The sequence below is a fragment of the Janibacter sp. A1S7 genome, from assembly GCF_037198315.1.
Classification (GTDB): Bacteria; Actinomycetota; Actinomycetes; order Actinomycetales; family Dermatophilaceae; genus Janibacter; species Janibacter alittae.
This window is the reverse complement of record NZ_CP144913.1, coordinates 1,754,826-1,775,498: the sequence shown is the minus strand read 5'-3', so window position 1 is coordinate 1,775,498 and position 20,673 is coordinate 1,754,826. Positions and strand designations below refer to the sequence as shown.

Below are 20,673 nucleotides of genomic sequence, written 5' to 3'. Positions count from 1 at the left end.
CGCCGACCCCCTTCGACCCTGCAGGAGAACAACCCCGTGATCACAGCAACCGGGATCGAGCTGCGCGCTGGCTCCCGGATCCTTCTCGAGGGCGCGACCTTCCGGGTCGCGCCGGGTGACCGGGTCGGCCTCGTCGGGCGCAACGGCGCCGGCAAGACGACCCTGACGAAGGTGCTCGCCGGTCAGGGGCAGGCGGCAACGGGCGAGGTCACCTCCGGTGGGGGCATCGGCTACCTGCCGCAGGACCCGCGGACAGGTGACCTGAGCGTGACCGCACGCGAACGCATCCTCTCGGCCCGAGGTCTCGACCGCATCGTCACCGAGCGGCGGACCGCGGAGCAGCGGATGGCGAGCGCCGACCCGGAGACCCTGGAGCGGGCGATGGCCCGCTTCGCGCGACTGCAGGAGGAGTTCGAGGCCGTCGGCGGCTACGCGGCCGAGTCGGAGGCGGCGAGCATGGCCTCGGCCCTGGGCATCGACGAGGACCGTCTCGACCAGACGCTCGAGACCCTCTCCGGCGGTCAGCGGCGGCGCGTGGAGCTGGCCCGGATCCTCTTCTCCGGCAACGAGACCCTGCTTCTCGACGAGCCGACGAACCACCTCGACGCCGACTCCATCGCCTGGCTGCGGGAGCACCTGAAGAACTACAAGGGCGGGCTGATCATCATCAGCCACGACGTCGAGCTGCTCGAGGTCGTCGTCAACCGCGTCTTCCACCTCGACGCCAACCGGTGCGAGCTCGACATCTACAACATGGGCTGGAAGAACTACCTCCAGCAGCGCGAGACCGACGAGCGCCGCCGCAAGCGCGAGCTGCAGAACGCGCAGAAGAAGGCCGGCGCGCTGCTCGAGCAGGCCGACAAGATGCGGGCGAAGGCGACGAAGGCCACCGCCGCCCAGCAGATGATCAAGCGGGCGGAGAAGATGCTCGCCGGCGTCGAGGGGGAGCGGGCCAGCGACCGGGTGGCCCGGTTGCGCTTCCCCGACCCCGCACCGTGCGGGCGGACCCCCCTTCGTGCCTCGGGGCTGTCGCGCTCCTACGGAAGCCTGGAGATCTTCACCGACGTCGACCTGGCGATCGACCGGGGGAGCAAGGTCGTCGTCCTCGGCCTCAACGGTGCCGGGAAGACCACCCTGCTGCGCATGCTCGCCGGCGTCGACGCACCGGACACCGGCCAGGTCGAGCCGGGGCACGGGCTCAAGCTCGGCTACTACGCCCAGGAGCACGAGAACCTCGACGTCGACCGCAGCGTGCTGGCCAACATGAAGTCCGCGGCGCCGGATCTCGGCGAGACCGAGGTGCGCAAGGTGCTGGGGTCCTTCCTCTTCTCCGGCGACGACGTGGACAAGCCCGCCGGCGTGCTCTCCGGCGGGGAGAAGACCCGGCTGTCCCTGGCACTGCTCGTCGTCTCCAGCGCCAACGTCCTGCTCCTCGACGAGCCGACGAACAACCTCGACCCGGCCAGCCGCGAGGAGATCCTCGGGGCGTTGTCGACGTTCTCCGGCGCCGTCGTTCTCGTCACCCACGACGAGGGCGCGGTCGACGCCCTGCAGCCGGAGCGGATCCTGCTGCTGCCCGACGGGATCGAGGACTTCTGGAACGCCGACTATCGAGAACTCATCGCCTTGGCGTAAGACCTTCTCCGGTTGCGCGACCTCCAGCCTCGTGTGATGGTGGTACAGGCACGCTTGAACCGAGCCAAGGGGAAAAGCCAAATGGGCACTACGACGAATCTTTTTCTGGGCTTCGACGCGTCGTGTGGGGAGTGCTCCCGAATAGCACGAAGGATCACCGAGGGGTCAGGCGAACGCGTCCAAGTGATGTCCTTGCGGTCGCACGCAATGCAGGAGTGGCGACAGCGAGCCTTGGGCAAGAATCCACCTTGGGCGCCCACGCTGGTTGTGGAGAAGGGAGGAGATATTCAAGCGTGGACGGGGTGGCAGATTGCGCCCGTGCTTTCGCGCCATCTTGACACGCGAACCACTTGGCGGATCCTTGCGGCTCTCGGTGGCGACGCTCTCAGTGGTTCTCCATGGAAGGCCCTCATTCAGCGGCGGGCACTTATCCGCGGTAGTCTTGGAGCAGCCGTGGGGATCGGGTTGTTGGCACGAACAAGCAACGCAGTGGCAAAGCCGTCAGCCAAGCCCACGTCAACAACAACTACGAAGTCGGCTGGGGTGTATCTCGAAGGTCGCGATTTGATTGACGAGGTTGAACGAGCCTTCGCCTCAACTGATATGAGGAATGTAGTCGGTGCCCACGCCCTACTGGGGTCACAGGCTAAGTCCTCCGAATTGTCCAGCGTTTCCAAGGATCTATTGCAGCAAGCGGGAGACGGAACTGGCAGTGTGTCGACGGGCACCGGGGCAATCGAAGTGTCGGGAGTTGAGCACAGGTTGTCGAACGGCGTAATTGAGCGGACGGTGTTGTGCTACCAGCACGAACAGCGGATCTTTCTTACGCACACTCGTCGTACCGAGCCGGTCGATGGATTCGTATCCCGTGCGCAGCATATGCACGTGGACCTACTAGAGTCGGGCGACCTGTCGTCGTTCGAAAATGTGGCCGTGAGCGTCAACGGAGATGTCCCAGTGCCTGTCCCGCAGGACGCTGATCTCCTGAATATGGCGAGCGACCCATGTGGAGGGTGCAATCTGTCGTGCGGCCCGGGCAATACCTGTGGTGAGAAGCACATGACGGAGGAGTGCGACTGGGCAGCGACGTGGCAGTGTGTGGCAGGAACAGTCAGTTGCATCGGGTGCCTGTCGTGCAGCGGCTGGTTCACCTGCATCCTCTGTGCGATGGCTTCGTGTCCCGCTGCTGTTGATGCATGCTGCGCGTCTGCACACGCAGTTTGCTCAACGTGCGTGTACCCGACGTGAAGACTCCAGAAAGCGCTCAACAGGACCAGTCATTTGCATCGATGATCCGATTCTATGTTTTCGCCCTGTGCTGCCTACTTATCACAATTCTTGGCGTGGATAGAATTGTCTCGGGCGGACAGGTACTGGGTTGGGTCCTTGTCGTGGTGGGCGTTGGGATGCTGATAATGCATGTAATGTCACCTCGGCGCTGATGGCAGACTCAACGCTCGATAATGTGGGCCGCCTCGCGGATTTCGACCACGTGATTGTTGTGACCGACGTGGGTGTGCGCACAGCAGGACATCTGTACCGGATCGGTCGGTTGCTCGAAGAGGGCGGTGTGCGCAGCGACGTGCTCGTGCTCATGCAGTCTGCGGCGGCGACAGTCGCCGGGGTCCAAGAAATCCATGATCGACTGGCTCGCAACTCGTTGGGCCAGTTTGGCATCGTTGCTCTGGGCGGTGGAAGCGTTGTGGATACGTGCAAGGTGGCTGCGCTTGCCACGCGGTATCCATGGCTGTTGGATCCCGTAAGCATGAGGGCTCAGCGTGGACTTGTTTCCATGGTGAACGCGAGAAGGGGTGAAGTGCCTGTCTTCGCCGTGCCGACCAGGTTCGGTTCGGCGGCGGAGGTGGCACCCCGAGCTGCCATAGCGCCAGATCCATTATCAGTTCGTCGACTCATTGTTGGTGATGCTTTGGTGCCCGACGATGTAATGATCGACCTTGGCCTGTGTGGCGGGCTGATCCTTGAGCAGTGGATGGATGGCCTCTTCGAAATGATCTTCCGGGTGATTGGGCCGTTCATGGTGACCCAGACCAGTACGCGCGAGACGGACGTCCAAGCGCTGACCATGTTGGAGGAGGTGCTGAGCCTCGGTGAACGCCTAGTAGTTGACGGCCGTACACCGACCATCGATGAACAAGCATCGTTGGTGGAGTTGAGTACACAGACCGCGACTGGGCCCCATACTGAAGGGTGGAATCCAGTCATGCCTTCTTGGTGGTGCATCCAGAATACTTTGATGACGTATGCCGGGTGGACAAAGGGAGAATTGTTAAGGCGGGCGCTGCCAATCCTCTTCGAGAGAATCGAGGACGGCGCTACATGGTTGGGCAGTCCAGAGCGGCTGGCACTCTTGGGTCAAGGGGCTAATTGTGTCAAGGCGCGCGTGGTCCAGATGTGCAAATCTTATCGGGCTGGCGCGAAGGCAAAGGCGCCACCATCGCTGGACTACGGGGCGTGCGCCCGGGAGACAATGAAGTTGTGGGGCGGCCATCCAGACATCCATCGTGCCGGTGAGGAGGGGGTGGGTGGCCTCATCTATGACGTGGTGACGGCCTGAGGTAGCCGAGACGCTCGGATGGCGAGACGGACATAACGACAGGTTATGCAATGCATAAGTCGCGCCGTAGGCTGAGCGGCGTGACTGTGACGACCCGACCCACCCGCACCAAGGCCACCGGCGCCTGGGCCGACGGCGACCGGACCCCGTTGAACGACAACGAGGCGTTCAAGCAGGAGGACGACGCCCTCAACGTCCGCCAGCGGATCATCGACGTGTACTCGCGGCAGGGCTTCGCGTCGATCTCGCACGACGACCTCACCGGTCGCTTCCGCTGGATGGGGCTGTACACGCAGCGCAAGCCCGGTCTCGACGGCACCCACACCGGCGAGGAGGACGTCTCCGACGACCGGTTCATGATGCGCGTGCGCAGCGACGGGGGTCAGCTGACGACGCAGCAGGTGCGCACCATCGCCGAGATCAGCAACGACTTCGCCGAGGGCAGCGCCGACATCACCGACCGGCAGAACATCCAGCTGCACAACGTGCGGATCGAGGACGTCCCCGAGATCTGGCGGCGACTCGAGGCGGTCGACCTGGGCTCGACGGAGGCCTGCGGCGACTGCCCGCGCACGATCATCGCCTCTCCCGTGGCCGGGGTCGAGAAGGACGAGATCGTCGACGGGACGAGCGCGATGCAGGAGATCAAGCGTCGCTGGATCGGCAACCCCGAGTTCTCCAACCTGCCGCGCAAGTACAAGACGGCCATCTCCGGGTCCCCGGTCCACGACATCGCCCACGAGATCAACGACGTCTCCTTCGTGGGCGTCCACCACCCCGAGCACGGGCCGGGATTCGACGTCTGGGTCGGCGGTGGGCTGTCGGTCCAGCCGATCTTCGCCCAACGGCTGGGTGTGTGGGTCCCGGTGCAGGAGGTCCCCGCCGTCTGGGAGGGCGTCACCTCGATCTTCCGCGACCACGGCTACCGCCGGCTGCGCAACCGGGCGAGGATGAAGTTCCTCGTCAAGGACTGGGGCGCGCAGAAGTTCCGCGAGGTCCTGGAGAACGACTACCTCGGTCGCCGCCTCCTCGACGGACCGGCCGCGACGGTGGCACCGGGGACGCGCCGCGACCACGTCGGGATCCACGAGCAGCACGACGGTCGTGTCTGGGTCGGGGCAGCACCGATCGCCGGTCGGATGAGTGGCGACAGGCTGGTCCGGCTGGTCGAGCTCGCCGAGGGCGTGGGGAGCCGGCGCATCCGCTTCACCCCCCACCAGAAGGTCCTGATCCTCGACGTCCCACCGCAGGAGGCGGACCGTCTCGCGCAGGACCTGCGCGAGATCGACCTCGTCGTCCACCCGAGCGAGTGGCGCCGCAACGTGCTCGCGTGCACCGGCCTGGAGTACTGCAAGCTCGCCCTGACCGACACCAAGGAGCGCGCGCGCTGGACGGTCGAGGAGCTGGAGAAGCGCCTGCCGCACATCGACATCCCCTTCAGCATCCACATCAACGGCTGCCCCAATGCCTGCGCCCGCAGCCAGGTCGGCGACGTCGGCCTGAAGGGCATGCTCGAGAAGAAGGAGGACGGGTCCCACCAGGAGGTCTTCCAGGTCCTCCTCGGCGGCTCGCTGGCCGAGGACACCGCCCTGGCCCGCAAGGCCCGCTCCCTCAAGGTCGCCGCGGAGGACCTGCCGGACTACATCGAGCGGCTCGCCCGCACCTACCTCGACCAGCGCGAGGACGGGGAGTCCTTCCACGGCTGGGCGCGGCGCGCGGACGAGGACGACCTGCGATGAGCGCGGTCGCCGCGGCCGACCTGCGCGCCGTCGCTGCCCGGGGGGAGGCGCGCTTCACCCACCTCGAGTCGGAGCTGTCCGGGACCTACGAAGGAAGGGTGCAGCTGGCTCGTCGGGCGCTCGCCTGGGCCGACGAGACCTTCGGCAGCGGCCTGACCGTCGCCAGCTCCATGGGCGACGAGGTGCTCGTCCACCTGGTGGGCACGACGCTGACCGGCACCGACGTCTTCTTCCTCGACACCGGGTACCACTTCGCCGAGACGCTGGGGACCCGGGACGCCTACGACGAGATGCTCCCGGTGCGCATCCGCACGATCCTGCCACTGCTCACCGTCGCCGAGCAGGACGCCGAGCACGGCCCGCGGCTGCACGACCGTGACCCCAACGCCTGCTGCGCCATGCGCAAGGTCGAGCCGCTGAACCGCGCCCTGGCCGACCGGGACGCGTGGGTGACCGGCATGCGTCGGGAGGACGCGCCCACCCGCACCGACATCGGCGTCGTCGGGTGGGACGAGCGGCGCGGGATGGTCAAGATCAACCCGATCGCCGGCTGGACCCAGGCCGACGTCGACCGCTTCGTCGCCGAGGAGGACGTCTTCCTCAACCCCCTTCGCCAGAGCGGTTACACCTCGATCGGGTGCGCCCCGTGCACCCGGCCGGTCGCCCCGGGGGAGGACGCGCGGGCCGGACGCTGGTCGGGGCAGGACAAGGTCGAGTGCGGTCTGCACACGTGAGCGCGTGACGACCGTCCTGCTCGCCCACGGCTCCCCGGACCGACGCCACGCCACGACCCTCGAGCGGCTGCGGCGGCGCGTCGCCGGGCCGCTGCGCGCGGCCGGCCACGGCCCGACCCGGCTGGCCCACATCGAGCACGACGGACCCACCCCGACCGAGCTGGGCCGCGAGCTCTCCGGAGCGGTCACCGTGGTCCCGATGCTCATCACCCCCGCCCTCCACGCCCGCGTCGACGTGCCGGCGGCCGTCCGTGCGCTGGCCGCGCACGGCGCACGGGTGCGCGCGGTCGCGCCGCTGGGTGGTGACCGCCTGCTCCTCGCCGCCGTCGAGGAGCGGCTCGTCGCCGCCGGGCACGACCCCGGTGCGCCGACCCTGCTCGTCGCCGGCGGCTCCAGCTCCGGCGAGGCGGCCCGCAGCCTGGCCTCCCTCGTGGCCGACGGCCCCAGGCGCACCTGGAGCTCGACGACGCTCAGCGCGCCCCGGCTGGGCGCGGCCATCGGGCGCACCGTCGTGCCTGCGGTCCTCGCCGAGGGCGTGCTCCACGACAAGGTGGCCGCCTATGCCGACGAGGGGGGCGCCCCCTTCGTCCGTGGTGGGCTGGCCGACTCCCGGGCCGTCGCCGACCTCGTCGTCCGGCGGGTGCTGCACTCCTGCTGAGACGATGCCCCGGGAATCACCGGGGCCGCTCGACGGTTGTCGCCCCCGGGTGACCGCAGGAGAAGGAGGACGCCGGTGTCGATGACCAACGCGTGGTCGCTGATGCGCTCGATGAGCCGCAGCGACGACATCGCCGCGACGCCGCTGCCGCCCGGCACCGCGCGGCGGGTGCTCGGCTACGCCAGGCCGTTCACGCGCACGATCATCGCCTTCCTCGTCCTCGTCGCGCTCGGTTCGCTCACCGTCGTCGCCGTGCCCCTGATGCTGCAGCGCCTCATCGACGACGGCGTCACCCCGGGCAACCGGCAGGTGGTCATCACCCTCGCGCTCCTCGTCGCCGCCATCGCCGTCGTCGAGGCCGTCACCACGCTGGTGCAGCGGTGGCTCTCCGCGCGCATCGGCGAGGGCCTGATCCACCACATGCGCACCGAGGTCTTCGAGCACGTGCTGGGCCAGCCGATCGCGTTCTTCACCCGCGCGCAGACCGGTGCCCTCGTCAGCCGGCTCAACAACGACGTCATCGGCGCGCAGCAGGCCTTCACGACCGTCCTGTCGTCCGTGGTCAGCAACGTCATCTCGCTCGTGCTCATCCTCGCGGCGATGATCTCCCTGTCCTGGCAGCTGACGATCGCCTCGCTCGTGCTCGTCCCGTTCTTCATCATCCCGGCCAAGCTGATGGGACGGCGTCTGGCCGGCCTGTCCCGGGAGCAGATGAACCTCAACGCCGAGCTCGGCACGCAGATGACCGAGCGGTTCAACGTCGCCGGGGCGCTGCTGGTGAAGATCTTCGGGCGGCCCTCGCGCGAGGTGGCCGAGTACGACCTGCGCGCGGCTCGGGTGCGCGACATCGGGGTGCGGATCGCGGTCAACCGGGCCTTCTTCTTCGTCACGATCACCGCACTGGCGTCGCTGGCGACGGCGATGGTCTACGGCTTCGGCGGGCTCATGGCCGTCGAGGGCACGATGACCGTCGGTACCCTCCTCGCCCTCGCCGCGCTGCTCGCGCGGCTCTACGGGCCGCTGACCGCGCTGTCCAACGTCCACATCGACATCCTCACCGCGCTCGTCTCCTTCGCGCGCCTCTTCGAGCTGCTCGACATGCCCTCGAGCATCACCGAGAAGCCCGACGCCCGGGCCCTCCCGCAGGGCGAGGCGCTGGCGGTGGAGCTGGACGACGTGCACTTCACCTACCCCGGCGCCGACGAGATCTCCCTGCCCTCCCTGGACGGCGGCCGGACGGGTGACCGCGAGAGCGGCGAGCCGGTGCTGCGGGGCGTGGACCTGCGTGCGGAACCCGGGCAGCTCATCGCGCTCGTGGGTCCGAGCGGTGCCGGAAAGAGCACGATCACCTCACTGGTCGCCCGCTTCTACGACCCGACCAGCGGCGCCGTGCGCATCGGGGGAGTGGACCTGCAGGACGCGACGCTGGAGTCGGTCGGGGACACCGTCGGCATGGTCACCCAGGAGGCGCACCTCTTCCACGACACCATCCGCAACAACTTGGCCTATGCCCGACCGGACGCCACCGAGGAGGAGATGCTGGCTGCGCTCGACGCCGCCCAGGTCCGCTCGCTCGTCGCGGCACTGCCGGCTGGTCTGGACACCGTCGTCGGTGATCGCGGACACCGGCTGTCCGGGGGCGAGAAGCAGCGCTTCGCCATCGCGCGCCTGCTGCTGAAGTCCCCGGGTGTGCTCATCCTCGATGAGGCGACCGCGCACCTGGACAGCGAGTCCGAGGTGGCGGTCCAGCGCGCCCTGGACTCCGCGCTCGAGGGCCGCACCGCGATCGTCATCGCGCACCGGTTGTCGACGATCCGCGCGGCGGACCAGATCCTCGTCGTCGACCGGGGGCGGATCGTCGAGCGGGGCACGCACGAGCAGCTGCTCGGGCAAGGCGGTCTGTACGCCACGCTCTACGCGACACAGTACGACGGCCCGGTCACCACCGCGCTCGCTCCGGAGCGGGACGGTATCGAGGTCGGCTGACGGGTCAGCCGTCCTCCTCGTCCCAGATGCGCACCTTCTTCTCGCGGGGAAGGTGGCCCGCGCCCGACTGCGCCTCCCGGCGCAGCGCCATGCCGTAGAAGATGAAGGCGGCCGGGCCGACGAGCCACCACTGGATGGCGTAGGCCATGTGCGGTCCGGTGCCGGTGTCCGGCACCTCGAGGGGAGCAGGACGCGCCACGGAGGGGTCCTCGGACTCCAGGGAGACGTAGCCGCCGAGGATCGGCCCGTCGACACGCTGGGCGACCTCCGGCAGGTGGATGCTGGCGACCTGCCCGGCGGGCATGTCCCGGTCCAGGTCGGGCTCGCTCTCCAGCACCCACCCGGTGATCGTGACGGTGCCCTCGGGCGGGGGCGGCACGTCGGGGGCGACGTCGGCCCCCTTCGGACTGTTGACCACCCAGCCCCGGTCGACGATGAGCTGCTCACCGCCCTCGAGTCGAAGGGGGACGAGCACCTCGTACCCGTAGGTCCCCGCCAGGGGGCGGTTGCGCACGAGCAGCTGCTCGTCGGGCAGGTACTCGCCGGTGGCCCTGACCTTGGTCCACTGGCGCTCGATCGGCAGGGGATCTGTGGTGAGCACGTCCGTGACGGGGACGGGGTCGCCCCCGTAGTGGGTCTCGATGCGATCGGCCCGGGCGGCCTTGTCCTCGTACCGGGACCACTGCCACTGACCGAGCCAGGTGCACACCAGCGCGACCAGCACGGCCAGAGCGAGCCACCCGAGCCACCTCGGGGTCAGCAGCAGGCGCAGCATCAGCCGGCGTCAGCCGGGATCTCGTCGATCCCGCACGTCCGGACCGGGAAGCCACGGACCGACAGGTGGTCACGCAGCACGTGCTCGTGCTCGTCGCAGGCGAGCCACACCTTCTGGCGGGACTCGTCGTGGATGCGGGGATTGCGCCACAGCACCGCGCGGGTGGCGGCCCCTCGGCACGCCTTGCGGCTGCACACCAGGTCCTCGCTCATGATGGCCCCAGCTGCTTCTGCCGGTGCTGACCGGCCGGGGTGTCGATCTCCGAGACGCCGCGCGGCCGGACGCTGTTGACGAGCACGACGGCGAAGTACGGGAGCACCACCGCGAGCGCGACGCAGGTCCACCGCAGCCACCCGTCGAAGAAGAAGGCGCCGATGAAGCAGGCAGTCCGCAGGGCCATCGTCCACAGGTACTGCCGCATCCGTCCGGCCTGCTCCTCATGGAGCGTGACCGGAGCGGTCGTGACCGACGGGACGGTGGAGTGCTGCACGTCGTCAAGGATACGCCCGGACCCTGTGCGTACCCCGGTGGGCCAAGGGTCGTTTGGGCCTACTCGACGGTAGTGCTCTAGCGTCGCACCCGTGGTGATGTAACCCACATCCAGCAGCAGATCGACTTTAGGAGAGGCGATGACCGCACGCCGCGTACTCGTGACCGGGGGCAACCGGGGGATCGGCGAGGCCATCGCCCGACGGATGCAGTCCGAGGGGCACCGGGTCGTGGTGACTTCCCGGTCCGGCGACCCCGTCGACGGCCTGCAGGTCGTGGCCTGCGAGATCACCGACAGTGACTCGGTGGATGCCGCCTTCGCCGAGGCCAGGGAGCACCTCGACGGCGACGTCGAGGTGCTCGTCGCCAACGCGGGGATGACCAAGGACACCCTGCTGATGCGCATGTCCGACGAGGACTTCTCCTCGGTCGTCGACACCAATCTGCACGGCACCTTCCGCTGCGTGCGCCGCGCCTCGACCGCCATGGTGAAGGCCCGTTTCGGGCGGGTCATCCTGCTCTCGAGCGTCGTCGGGCTCTACGGCTCACCGGGCCAGGCGAACTACGCGGCATCGAAGTCGGGCCTGATCGGGATCGCCCGGTCGATGACGCGTGAGCTCGGTGCGCGGGGCATCACGGCCAATGTCGTCGCGCCCGGCTTCATCGAGACCGACATGACGGCAGAGCTGCCCGAGAAGACCCGTTCGGAGTACCAGGCGGCCATCCCGGCCAAGCGCTACGGGCAGGCCGCAGAGGTCGCCGGCGCGGTCGCCTTCCTCGCCTCCGACGACGCCGCCTACGTCTCGGGCGCCGTCATCCCCGTCGACGGCGGTCTGGGGATGGGGCACTGAATGGGCCACCGCTCGCCACAACACACCCACCTGACGAAAGGCAGCAGATGCTGACCGGCAAGACCTTCCTCATCACGGGCGTCCTCATGGAGTCCTCCATCGCCTTCCACGTCGCGAAGCTCGCGCAGGAGCACGGCGCGCAGGTCATCCTCACCAGCTTCGGACGCACGAGCAAGATCACCAAGACCATCGCCAAGCGCCTGCCGCAGGAGGCCCCGGTCGTCGAGCTCGACGTCACCAACGAGGACGACCTCGCTGCCCTGGCCGACCGCATCGGTGAGCACGCCGAGACGCTCGACGGGGTGCTGCACTCGATCGGCTTCGCGCCCGAGGGTGCCTTCAACTTCCTCGAGGCCGACTGGGAGGACGTCTCCACCGCGATCCACGTCTCCGCCTTCTCGCTCAAGGCCCTCGCCGTCGCCGCGCTGCCGCGGATGGCCGACGGTGGCTCCGTCGTCGGCCTGACCTTCGACGCGTCCTACGCCTGGCCCGTCTACGACTGGATGGGCGTGGCCAAGGCGGCCTTCGAGTCGACCAACCGTTACCTCGCCCGCGACCTCGGGCCGAAGGGCGTGCGCTGCAACCTCGTCGCTGCCGGGCCGATCAAGACCACGGCGGCGAAGTCGATCCCCGGCTTCGAGCAGTTCGAGGAGAACTGGGACGACCGGGCGCCGCTCGGCTGGGACGTCGGGGACCCGGTACCCACCGCCAAGGCGTGCACGATGCTGCTCTCCGACTGGTTCCCGGCAACGACGGGCGAGATCCTGCACGTCGACGGCGGCGTCCACGCGATGGGCCTGTGAGAACCGGCCCTTCTTCCGCACCTGCGTAGGCTCCTGCGGTTGTGGCCCGCACCGCTTGGGCTCCTGCGGTTGTGGCTCGCACCTGCTTAGGCTCGTGCGAGGAGGGGGTGGCCGCCCTCGTCGTCTTGCTGCGGCACGGGCTCGATCCCCAGCAGGTCGAGGACGCGCCGCAGATCGCGCTCGTCGATGGCGACGTCGGCGTGCTCGCGCACGGTGGGCTTGGCGCAGAAGGCGACACCGAGCTGGGCGGCAGCCATCATCTGCAGGTCGTTCGCACCGTCGCCGACCGCGACCGTGCGGTCCATGTCGACTCCCGCGGCGGCCGCGAGGCGGGTGAGGAAGTCGGCCTTGGTGTCCGGGTCGACGACCTCACCGAGGACGGCGCCGGTGAGGTGGTCATCGACGACCTCGAGGGTGTTGGCTCGCACGGTCTCGATGCCCAGTTGCTCGGCGAGCGGGCCGACGACCTCCACGAAGCCACCGCTGACGATCCCCACGACGTGGCCGGCCTCGGTGAGGGTCGTGACGAGGGTGCGCGCGCCGGGGGTGAGGCGCACGGCGGCGCGGACCTGCTCGAGCACCCCCACCGGCAGTCCCTTCAGGGTCGCCACTCGGGCGTGCAGGCTCCCGGCGAAGTCGAGCTCGCCGCGCATGGCGGCCTCGGTGACTGCGGAGACCTCCTGCCGGGTGCCCGCGTGGTCGGCGATCAGCTCGATGACCTCGTCCTGGATGAGGGTGGAGTCGACGTCCAGGACGACGACGATCGGACCCTCACCGGGTAGAGCGCTCACGCGGTGGCACGTCCGTGGCCGACTGGCGTGGCTGCGGTCCTGGTGTGACCCGGGTGGAGATCGCACGGGCCGAGTTCCCACGGGGTGGCGTCCACACGCACCGGGACGAGGCAGGTCACGCGCGCCACCGCGCCAGGGACGTCGCGATGTGGTCGGTGAGCGCGGCCTGCAGCAGGGGTCCGAAGGTCACTCGGCGCACTCCGAGCCCGGTCAGCTCGGCGAGGGAGAGGCCGGCCGGGACTGCGCCGTCCACGGGGTGGGCGGTGACGTTGAGCGGTGTGTTGACCGCCTGCAGGATCTGCACCAAGGTCGCCTCGTCCGGGAGGGCCACGGGGTAGAGGCTGTCCGCCCCTGCCTGCTCCATCAGGGTGAGCCGGTGGATGGCCTCGCCGAGACGGTCCTCGATCGGCTGCGTGGTCTTGAAGACGTCGGTGCGCCCGTTGACGACGACGTGCACGCCCGTCTCGTCGGCGCGCTGTCGGACGGCCGCGATGTAGTCGGCGTGCTCCTGCGCTCCCCTCAGGCGGCCCTCGGAGTGGACGGTGTCCTCGATGTTGACGCCGACGGCGCCTGCCTCGAGGAGGCGGTCCACCAGCTCCTCGGCCGGGGTGTCGTAACCGGACTCGAGGTCGGCCGAGACCGGGACGTCGACGGCGTCGGTGATCCGCTTGACCACCTCGAGAGCCTCGGCCAGGTCGAGGTCCTCCCCGTCGGAGCGTCCGAGCGCATCGGCGAGCGGGTGGCTGCCCACGGTGATCGCCGCGAAGCCGGCGTCCACGATCGCGGTCGCCGACCACGGGTCCCACACGGTCGGCAGCACGACCGGGTGGTCCTGCCGGTGCAGGGAGAGGAGGCGATCGGCATGCTGTGCGAGAGAAGTCATGTGGCCATCATGCCCACTTCGACCGGCGATCAAACCCTGACCCCTCGGGGGATGGCTGGGAACGCACCCGTGGCCGGCTTGCTAGGGACGGATCTGGGGGTCGAAGACATGCCCTTTGCCCACGACCGTGATCCCTGATGCAGTCACGTGCAGCCCACGCGCCCGGTCCAGGTCGTGGTCGACGCCCAGGTGCATCCCCGCAGGCACCGTCACCCCCTTGTCGACGATGACCCGGTCCAGCTCGGCGTGCCGACCGATGTCCACCCCGTCGAGGAGGACGCTGTCGCTGACCCGGCTGTAGGAGTGCACGAAGACACCGGGCGAGAGGACCGAGTTGTCGACGTGCCCACCGGAGACGACGACGCCGGGGGAGACGATCGAGTTGGTCGCGCCACCGGCGCGCTCACCGTCGGCGTGGACGAACTTCGCCGGGGGGTAGGCGCCCAGGTGGGTGTTGATCGGCCAGTCGTAGTTGTAGAGGTTGAAGACCGGCAGGATCGACGTCAGATCCATGTGCGCATCGAAGTAGCTGTCCATCGTGCCGACGTCCCGCCAGTAGCCACGGTCGCGGTCGGTGGACCCGGGGACGGTGTTGTCGGCGAAGTCATACGCGTAGGCACTGCCCTGGCCGACGAGGGCGGGGACGATGTCGCCGCCCATGTCGTGGGAGCTGTCGGAGGACGTCGCATCGGCATGGATGGCGTCCATCAGCGCCTCGGTGGTGAAGACGTAGTTGCCCATCGACGCGAAGACCTCGTGCGGGGCATCGGGCAGGCCCTGCGGGTTGCTCGGCTTCTCCCGGAAGGCGGTGATGCGTCGCGCGTCGTCACCGACTTCCATGACGCCGAACTGGTCGGCCATGCCGATCGGCTGACGGATCGCGGCGACGGTGCAGTCGGCGCCCGTCCGAAGGTGCTGGGCGACCATCTCGGAGAAGTCCATCCGGTACACGTGATCGGCCCCGACCACGACGACGAGCTCAGGACGCTCGTCGACGATCGCGTTGAAGGACTGGTAGATCGCGTCCGCACTGCCCGTGTACCAGCTCTTGCCGCGGCGCTGCTGCGCCGGGATGGGGGCGACGTAGTGGCCCAGCGGCGAGGCCAGGCGCCAGGCCTGGCTGACGTGCCGGTCGAGGCTGTGCGACTTGTACTGGGTGAGGACGATGATCTTCGCGTAGCCGGAGTTGACGACATTGCTCAGGGCGAAGTCCACGAGGCGGTAGATCCCGCCGAAGGGGACCGCCGGCTTGGCCCGGTCGGCCGTGAGCGGCATCAGGCGCTTGCCCTCGCCGCCGGCGAGGACGATCGCAAGGACCTTCGGGTGCTTTCCACCAGGCATCGGGCACTCCCTTCGCTTGCTGACGAATGTAGTGCGTCGCGGCCTACGCTGGGCGGGTGCGAGTCGACATCCTGACCAAGGAGTACCCGCCCGCGATCTACGGCGGTGCCGGGGTCCACGTGGCTGAACTCAGTCGCGCCCTGCGCGAGCGTGGCGACACGGACGTGCGCGTGCGCTGCTTCGGCGACCACCGGGACGAAGGGGGGACGACCGGCTACCGTGAGCCGGACACCTTGGCGGGGGCCAACCCGGCACTGACGACGATGGGTGTCGACCTCGCCATGGCCGCGGACTGCGGTGGCGCGGACCTGGTGCACAGCCACACCTGGTACGCCAACTTCGCCGGCCACACCGCCGCGCTCCTGCACGGCCTCCCGCACGTCGTCTCCGCGCACAGCCTCGAGCCGCTGCGGCCGTGGAAGGCCGAGCAGCTCGGCGGTGGCTACCGGCTCTCGTCCTGGGTGGAACGCACCGCCTACGAGGCCGCAGCCGCGGTCATCGCAGTCAGCGCCGGGATGCGTGCGGACATCCTGCGCAGCTACCCGGACATCGACCCGGCGCGGGTGCACGTGGTGCACAACGGGATCGACTCACGGCTGTGGCAGCCCGGTGAGGATCTCGATGTCGTGCGTCGTCACGGGGTCGACCCCGACCGAGCGTCGGTGGTCTTCGTCGGGCGGATCACCCGGCAGAAGGGGCTCTCGCACCTGCTGCGTGCGGCGAAGGACCTGCCGGCCGGGGTCCAGGTCGTGCTGTGCGCGGGAGCGCCCGACACCCCGGAGCTGCTCGCCGAGGTGGAGGGGCTCATCGAGCAGCTGCGTCAGCAGCGTGACGGCGTCGTCTGGATCCCGCAGATGCTGCCCCGCCGCGAGGTCATCGCCCTGCTCACGGCGGCCACGGTGTTCGCCTGCCCCTCGGTCTACGAGCCCTTGGGCATCGTCAACCTCGAGGCGATGGCCTGCGGCCTGCCCGTGGTCGCCACCGCCACCGGAGGGATCCCAGAGGTCGTCGTCGACGGAGAGACCGGGTGGCTGGTGCCCATCGAGCAGGTGCAGGACGGAAGCGGTGCCCCCCTCGATCCGGCGCGGTTCGAGCGCGACCTCGCGGGCGCGCTCACCGAGGCACTCGCCGAGCCGCGGCGAGCCGCCGCGCGGGGGGTGGCCGGTCGACAGCGTGCCGTGGACCAGTTCTCCTGGGCGAGCATCGGGGAGCGGACCATGGAGGTCTACGCCTCGGTGCTCGGCAACTCCTGACGGCAGGTCACCGTACGGGCACCCAGCCGGCGAGGGTGGCGCAGGCGGCATTCGTCGCGTCGGCGAGCGCTTGCTCGGCATCGCGGTGCAGTGACCTCAGCGCGCTGGCCCGCGTGTGCTCGTGGACCGCGGAGAGCGTCCCGGAGTGCTCCAGACCGACCGTGGCGGCGACCGAGAGGGTCGCGGCCATCCCGATCACGCTGCGGGCCCGATCGGGGAGTCGCGGCGGCAAGGACCAGTCGGCCCCGAGGCGGTCGTCGACGAGGTCGTGGGCCAGATCGCTCGACCACGGGCGGCCGCCGATGTCCTCGAGGTCGTCGACGGCGGCGAGCATCCGCTGGCGCAGGTGGCGCTCGAGCTGCGAGTGGTCGAGCGCCTCGATCCGGTGGACCGGTACCGGCTCGCAGTCGTGGGCGACCCAGTCGATCCGATGGGCGGTGGCGCCGGTCGAGCCGTACGTCGAGTGCTCCGGGACGAGCATGCCACCCAGGCCCGGGACGAAGAGGGCCTCGCCCGCCTCCACCGCCGCCTGCGTGGCGACGGGGCCGCACCTGGGCAGACCGGCGGTGTGCCCGGGACCCGGGAGTGCGACGAGCACGGCCGCCTCGCCGAGATCGCGCCACAGGTCGAGCTGCTCCTGCAGCCCCTGTGTGTGGTCGACGTCCGGAAGCGCCCTGCGGAGGGCATCGGGCATCCCCGTGCCGCCGGCCCACGCGTGGGTGGCCCACAGGGCGACACGGACGGAGGCAGGCAGTTCATGCATCTCACCGATGATAGGGACCGACGGTTAGGGTCTGAGGCATGAGTGATGTCCTCGCCCTCGCCGGTGCCACCGTGGTGCGCGGCGACACCACGCTGCTCGCCGACGTCGACTGGGAGGTCGAGGAAGGGCAGCGCTGGGTCGTCCTCGGACCCAATGGTGCCGGCAAGACCACGCTCCTCCAGCTGGCCGCCGCCCGCATGCACCCGACCAGCGGCGTCGTCGGCATCCTCGGCGAGGTCCTCGGCACGGTCGATGTCTTCGACCTGCGTCCGCGGATCGGTCTGTCCTCAGCAGCACTCGCGGAGCGGATCCCGAAGGGGGAGAAGGTCCAGGACGTCGTCGTCACCGCCTCGTGGGGAGTCGTGGGTCGGTGGCGGGAGACCTACGAGGACCTCGATCACGGGCGCGCCCGTGAGCTGCTCGACGCGCTCGGGGTCGCCCACCTGGCGCAGCGGCCCTTCGGGACGCTCTCGGAGGGCGAGCGCAAGCGGGTGCAGATCGCGCGGGCCCTGATGACCGACCCGGAGCTGATGCTCCTCGACGAGCCCACGGCCGGGCTGGACCTCGGCGGCCGCGAGGACCTCGTCGCCCGCCTCGGCGAGATCGCCGCCGACCTCGAGGCTCCCGCCGTGGTCATGGTGACCCACCATGTCGAGGAGATCCCGCCGCACTTCACCGACGTGCTCCTGCTGCGCGAGGGGCGTGTCGTCGCGCAGGGGCCGATCGGGATGACGTTGACCGAGGCCAACCTCTCCGAGACCTTCGGCCTCGACCTCGTGCTGGAGCAGCACGGGCAGCGCTGGTCCTCCCGCGCGCGGGGCTGACCTGCCCGATCTCCCACCGGGTGGTCTTCCGGACACGGTCCGCGCCGGTACTCGACGCGGTCTAGGGTGACCGGGTGTCCTGGCTCGAGATCGGTGCGGTGGTCCTCGCCGCAGTGTGGGCGGGCGGGATCAACACCGTCGTCGGCTCCGGGACGCTGGTGACCTTCCCGACCCTGCTCGTCCTCGGCGTACCGCCGCTGACGGCGAACATCTCCAATTCGGTCGGTCTCGTCGCCGGTGGCATCAGCGGCACCCTCGGGTACCTGCCCGAGATGAAGGGTATGGGCCGCAAGGTCGCCCAGCTGATCCCGATGTCGGTTGTCGGTGCGATCATCGGCGCCCTGCTCCTGCTCGTCCTGCCGGCTGACGCCTTCGCGGCCATCGTCCCGGTGCTGATCGCCGTCGGCATCGTGCTCGTCGTCCTCGGCCCGCGGCTGTCGGCGTGGTCGAGGCGTCAGCACCGGGAGGGCGGCACGGTGCCGCTCTGGCACCTCGTGGCCCTCATGGCGGGGGTCCTGCTCGCCGGTGTCTACGGCGGGTACTTCGGGGCAGCACAGGGCGTCATCCTCATCGGTCTGCTCTCAGCGCTGTCGACCGAGCGCCTGCAGGCACTCAACGGGCTGAAGAACGTCCTGGGCACGATCGTCAACGCCGTCGCGTCGCTCGTCTTCATCGTCGTCGAGCCCGACCTCGTCGACTGGCGGATCGCCGGACTGGTCGCCGTCGGCGCGATCGTCGGGGGAGTGCTCGGCGCTCGCTTCGGCCGCCGACTGCACCCCAACGTCCTGCGCGCCGTGATCGTCGTCGTCGGCGTGGTCGGCCTGATCAAGTTCGTCTTCTTCCCATGATCGGCTGGCTCGACCCGACCATCCTCGCCCTCGGTCTGGCCGTCGGTGCCGGGGCCTTCGTCCAGTCCTCCATCGGATTCGGCATCGCGGTCGTCTCGGCGCCGGTGATCGTCGTGGTCGAGCCGCAGCTGATGCCCGTGTCGCTGATGGTCTGCGCGATCTTCCTGCCGTGCGTCCAGCTCGCGGGCGGACCACGGGTGGTCTCCTGGCAACCGCTGGGCTGGTCGCTCGCGGCCCGGTTGCTGGCGACTCCGCTGGGTGTCGTGATCGTGGCCGTGACGTCCGCCGACGCCATCGCCCTGATCGTCGGGGTGCTCATCCTGGTCACGGTGGCCGTCTCGGTGCGGGCCGTGGACGTGCGTCCCACACGGGGCAGCATGCTGGCCGCCGGGGCGATCAGCGGCGTGTCCGGGACGGCAGCCTCGATCGGTGGGCCCTTCATGGCCCTGGCCATGCAGCACGAGCCGCCGCACCGTCTGCGCGCCACCCTGGCCGTGTTCTTCATCGTCGGCACCGGTGTGAGTCTCGCGGGGCTGGCCCTGGCCGGGCAGGTCAGCGCCGAGCAGCTACGGGCCGGGTTGACGTGGTGGCCCTGCGTCGTCGCCGGGCACCTGGCGGCGGGCCCGGTGCGTGCACGACTGGACGCCGGGGCCCTGCGACGCGTCGTGCTCGCCTTCTGCGTCGTGGCCAGCCTCGGCGTCATCATCCGCACCCTGATCTAGCTGTACTGACCCGACAGGTTGATCAAGCGGGTGATGGGCGGCTTGTTCCCGCAGGCGGTGTGGGGACGATGGTGGTTGTACTCGTGGAGCCATGCTGACAGAGCTTGGCGTCGCTGGGTCTCTGAGGTGTAGCAGCGGGCGTATCCCCACCCGTCGGCCATGGTTCGGTGGAAGCGCTCGATTTTGCCGTTGGTCTGCGGACGGCGGGGTCGGGTGCGGGAGTGCTGGATCCCGAGCTCGGCGCAGACATCGCGCCACAGGTGCGAGACGTAGGCCGATCCGTTGTCGGACAGCACCCTGTGGGTGGTGATGCCGCGGGCGGTGAACCAGGCGACGGCTCGGCGCAGGACAGCAGTGGCGGTGGCCGCGGTTTCGTTGTCGTGGACCTCTGCGTAGGCGACTCGGGAGTGGTCATCGATGACGGTGTGCACGAACGCGTGGCCCATCTTCGGGTTGCGGTGCTTGCTCTTCGGCTTGCCCGGGGTGGCTGCACGGTTCTTTCCGCCCTGGGCTCGGCCCACGAAGCGCCACCCGCCCCCGTCGGGGATGTTGCCGAACTTCTTGACGTCCACGTGCAGCATGTCGCCGGGACGCTCGTGCTCGTATCGGCGCACGGGTTCACCGGTAGCGCGATCGACGTGCGTCAACCGGTTGAGGTGGCACCGAGTGAGCACCCGGTGCACCGTCGAGGGCGCAACCCCCACGTGTGCGGCGAGCTGGACAGGGCCCAGGCGCTTGCGCAGCCGCAACGACACGATCCGCTTGGTCGTCGACGGGCACGTCTTGGCCGGCAGCGAGTGCGGCCGGCTCGAGCGGTCTCTCATCGACTCACCCGCTGAATACCGGTCGGCCCAGCGCTTGACCGTCGCCCAGGAGCACTGGAACCGGGCCGCGACCTCACTGATCGGCACTCCCTGATCGACGGCGAGCTGGGCGACCTTGAGCCGGTGACGCACCGTCAGAGCGGCATTAGCGTGGGACATGAGGGCCTCCTGTGAGTGGC

Annotated in this window: 20 protein-coding genes; 12 read left to right on the top strand and 8 right to left on the bottom strand. The window is 69.3% G+C overall.

The window, feature by feature from the left end:
* Window positions 1–36: 36 nt before the first annotated feature.
* The 6 genes from V1351_RS08485 (at window position 37) to V1351_RS08460 (ending at window position 9,327) form a co-directional block, all read left to right on the top strand.
* Window positions 37–1,635 (top strand): ABC-F family ATP-binding cassette domain-containing protein, encoded by a 1,599-nt coding sequence (locus tag V1351_RS08485; protein WP_338747727.1) that lies wholly within the window; start codon window positions 37–39, stop codon window positions 1,633–1,635.
* Between the two features lie 1,441 nt (window positions 1,636–3,076).
* Window positions 3,077–4,210 carry an iron-containing alcohol dehydrogenase gene (locus V1351_RS08480; protein WP_338747726.1) on the top strand — a complete coding sequence of 378 codons (1,134 nt, stop codon included), beginning with the start codon at window positions 3,077–3,079 and terminating at the stop codon, window positions 4,208–4,210.
* Window positions 4,211–4,260: 50 nt separating this feature from the next.
* A complete protein-coding gene (locus V1351_RS08475; RefSeq protein ID WP_422388960.1) occupies window positions 4,261–5,949 on the top strand; it encodes a nitrite/sulfite reductase in 1,689 nt (562 codons plus the stop codon).
* Window positions 5,946–6,683 carry a phosphoadenylyl-sulfate reductase gene (locus tag V1351_RS08470; protein ID WP_338747724.1) on the top strand — a complete coding sequence of 246 codons (738 nt, stop codon included), beginning with the start codon at window positions 5,946–5,948 and terminating at the stop codon, window positions 6,681–6,683. Before V1351_RS08475 ends, V1351_RS08470 begins: the two co-directional genes overlap by 4 nt.
* 4 nt (window positions 6,684–6,687) lie before the next feature.
* Window positions 6,688–7,341 carry a sirohydrochlorin chelatase gene (locus V1351_RS08465; RefSeq protein WP_338747723.1) on the top strand — a complete coding sequence of 218 codons (654 nt, stop codon included), beginning with the start codon at window positions 6,688–6,690 and terminating at the stop codon, window positions 7,339–7,341.
* A gap of 81 nt (window positions 7,342–7,422) precedes the next feature.
* Window positions 7,423–9,327: an ABC transporter ATP-binding protein gene (locus V1351_RS08460; protein ID WP_338752487.1), complete on the top strand. Its 1,905-nt coding sequence runs from the start codon at window positions 7,423–7,425 to the stop codon at window positions 9,325–9,327.
* A gap of 4 nt (window positions 9,328–9,331) precedes the next feature.
* Here V1351_RS08460 and V1351_RS08455 read toward each other — a convergent pair whose 3' ends face one another.
* The 3 genes from V1351_RS08455 to V1351_RS08445 are packed head-to-tail and all read right to left on the bottom strand — an operon-like array spanning window position 9,332 to window position 10,592.
* Window positions 9,332–10,102, bottom strand: a complete 771-nt coding sequence (locus tag V1351_RS08455) for an SURF1 family protein (protein ID WP_338747722.1) — start codon at window positions 10,100–10,102, stop codon at window positions 9,332–9,334.
* A complete protein-coding gene (locus tag V1351_RS08450; RefSeq protein WP_338747721.1) occupies window positions 10,102–10,314 on the bottom strand; it encodes a hypothetical protein in 213 nt (70 codons plus the stop codon). Before V1351_RS08450 ends, V1351_RS08455 begins: the two co-directional genes overlap by 1 nt.
* Entirely contained in the window at window positions 10,311–10,592 is a 282-nt protein-coding gene (locus tag V1351_RS08445; RefSeq protein WP_338747720.1) for a DUF3099 domain-containing protein, read from the bottom strand. Before V1351_RS08445 ends, V1351_RS08450 begins: the two co-directional genes overlap by 4 nt.
* Before the next feature lie 139 nt (window positions 10,593–10,731).
* Here V1351_RS08445 and fabG point away from each other — a divergent pair, with 139 nt between their 5' ends.
* Both fabG and fabI read left to right on the top strand, forming a co-directional pair.
* Window positions 10,732–11,442 (top strand): 3-oxoacyl-ACP reductase FabG, encoded by a 711-nt coding sequence (gene fabG, locus V1351_RS08440; RefSeq protein WP_338747719.1) that lies wholly within the window; start codon window positions 10,732–10,734, stop codon window positions 11,440–11,442.
* A 47-nt stretch (window positions 11,443–11,489) separates the two neighbouring features.
* On the top strand, window positions 11,490–12,245 hold the full coding sequence (gene fabI / locus V1351_RS08435; RefSeq protein ID WP_338747718.1) for an enoyl-ACP reductase FabI: 756 nt from the start codon (window positions 11,490–11,492) through the stop codon (window positions 12,243–12,245).
* A gap of 86 nt (window positions 12,246–12,331) precedes the next feature.
* Here the strand turns inward: fabI and serB are convergent, their stop codons facing one another.
* The 3 genes from serB to glgC all read right to left on the bottom strand — a co-directional run bounded on the left by serB (window position 12,332) and on the right by glgC (window position 15,260).
* The gene (serB, locus tag V1351_RS08430; RefSeq protein WP_338747717.1) at window positions 12,332–13,036 is read right to left on the bottom strand and encodes a phosphoserine phosphatase SerB; all 705 of its coding nucleotides are present in this window, start codon (window positions 13,034–13,036) and stop codon (window positions 12,332–12,334) included.
* Window positions 13,037–13,151: 115 nt separating this feature from the next.
* Window positions 13,152–13,919, bottom strand: coding sequence for an isocitrate lyase/PEP mutase family protein (locus V1351_RS08425; RefSeq protein ID WP_338747716.1), 768 nt, complete (start codon window positions 13,917–13,919; stop codon window positions 13,152–13,154).
* Window positions 13,920–14,000: 81 nt separating this feature from the next.
* Window positions 14,001–15,260, bottom strand: coding sequence for a glucose-1-phosphate adenylyltransferase (gene glgC / locus V1351_RS08420; protein ID WP_338747715.1), 1,260 nt, complete (start codon window positions 15,258–15,260; stop codon window positions 14,001–14,003).
* A gap of 56 nt (window positions 15,261–15,316) precedes the next feature.
* Here glgC and glgA point away from each other — a divergent pair, with 56 nt between their 5' ends.
* A complete protein-coding gene (glgA, locus tag V1351_RS08415; protein WP_338747714.1) occupies window positions 15,317–16,513 on the top strand; it encodes a glycogen synthase in 1,197 nt (398 codons plus the stop codon).
* A 7-nt stretch (window positions 16,514–16,520) separates the two neighbouring features.
* Here glgA and V1351_RS08410 read toward each other — a convergent pair whose 3' ends face one another.
* Window positions 16,521–17,276, bottom strand: coding sequence for a hypothetical protein (locus V1351_RS08410; RefSeq protein WP_338747713.1), 756 nt, complete (start codon window positions 17,274–17,276; stop codon window positions 16,521–16,523).
* A gap of 38 nt (window positions 17,277–17,314) precedes the next feature.
* Between V1351_RS08410 and V1351_RS08405 the strand changes: the two genes are divergently transcribed.
* The 3 genes from V1351_RS08405 (at window position 17,315) to V1351_RS08395 (ending at window position 19,670) form a co-directional block, all read left to right on the top strand.
* Window positions 17,315–18,100 (top strand): ABC transporter ATP-binding protein, encoded by a 786-nt coding sequence (locus V1351_RS08405; RefSeq protein WP_338747712.1) that lies wholly within the window; start codon window positions 17,315–17,317, stop codon window positions 18,098–18,100.
* A gap of 74 nt (window positions 18,101–18,174) precedes the next feature.
* On the top strand, window positions 18,175–18,948 hold the full coding sequence (locus tag V1351_RS08400) for a sulfite exporter TauE/SafE family protein (RefSeq protein ID WP_338747711.1): 774 nt from the start codon (window positions 18,175–18,177) through the stop codon (window positions 18,946–18,948).
* Complete coding sequence (locus V1351_RS08395) at window positions 18,945–19,670, top strand: sulfite exporter TauE/SafE family protein (protein WP_338747710.1); 726 nt, start codon at window positions 18,945–18,947, stop codon at window positions 19,668–19,670. Before V1351_RS08400 ends, V1351_RS08395 begins: the two co-directional genes overlap by 4 nt.
* Here V1351_RS08395 and V1351_RS08390 read toward each other — a convergent pair.
* Window positions 19,667–20,653 (bottom strand): IS481 family transposase, encoded by a 987-nt coding sequence (locus tag V1351_RS08390; RefSeq protein WP_338747709.1) that lies wholly within the window; start codon window positions 20,651–20,653, stop codon window positions 19,667–19,669. The genes V1351_RS08395 and V1351_RS08390 overlap by 4 nt on opposite strands.
* Window positions 20,654–20,673 lie beyond the last annotated feature (20 nt).

Bases quoted from the DNA above. Each gene is read 5' to 3' on its own strand.
- V1351_RS08410 (WP_338747713.1), bottom strand. From the start codon at position 17,276: ATGCATGAACTGCCTGCCTCCGTCCGTGTCGCCCTGTGGGCCACCCAC.
- V1351_RS08475 (WP_422388960.1), top strand. From the start codon at position 4,261: ATGCATAAGTCGCGCCGTAGGCTGAGCGGCGTGACTGTGACGACCCGA.
- V1351_RS08460 (WP_338752487.1), top strand. From the start codon at position 7,423: ATGACCAACGCGTGGTCGCTGATGCGCTCGATGAGCCGCAGCGACGAC.
- V1351_RS08395 (WP_338747710.1), top strand. From the start codon at position 18,945: ATGATCGGCTGGCTCGACCCGACCATCCTCGCCCTCGGTCTGGCCGTC.
- V1351_RS08405 (WP_338747712.1), top strand. From the start codon at position 17,315: ATGAGTGATGTCCTCGCCCTCGCCGGTGCCACCGTGGTGCGCGGCGAC.
- glgC (WP_338747715.1), bottom strand. From the start codon at position 15,260: ATGCCTGGTGGAAAGCACCCGAAGGTCCTTGCGATCGTCCTCGCCGGC.
- fabG (WP_338747719.1), top strand. From the start codon at position 10,732: ATGACCGCACGCCGCGTACTCGTGACCGGGGGCAACCGGGGGATCGGC.
- fabI (WP_338747718.1), top strand. From the start codon at position 11,490: ATGCTGACCGGCAAGACCTTCCTCATCACGGGCGTCCTCATGGAGTCC.
- V1351_RS08480 (WP_338747726.1), top strand. From the start codon at position 3,077: ATGGCAGACTCAACGCTCGATAATGTGGGCCGCCTCGCGGATTTCGAC.
- V1351_RS08425 (WP_338747716.1), bottom strand. From the start codon at position 13,919: ATGACTTCTCTCGCACAGCATGCCGATCGCCTCCTCTCCCTGCACCGG.
- V1351_RS08470 (WP_338747724.1), top strand. From the start codon at position 5,946: ATGAGCGCGGTCGCCGCGGCCGACCTGCGCGCCGTCGCTGCCCGGGGG.
- V1351_RS08455 (WP_338747722.1), bottom strand. From the start codon at position 10,102: ATGCTGCGCCTGCTGCTGACCCCGAGGTGGCTCGGGTGGCTCGCTCTG.
- V1351_RS08450 (WP_338747721.1), bottom strand. From the start codon at position 10,314: ATGAGCGAGGACCTGGTGTGCAGCCGCAAGGCGTGCCGAGGGGCCGCC.
- V1351_RS08390 (WP_338747709.1), bottom strand. From the start codon at position 20,653: ATGTCCCACGCTAATGCCGCTCTGACGGTGCGTCACCGGCTCAAGGTC.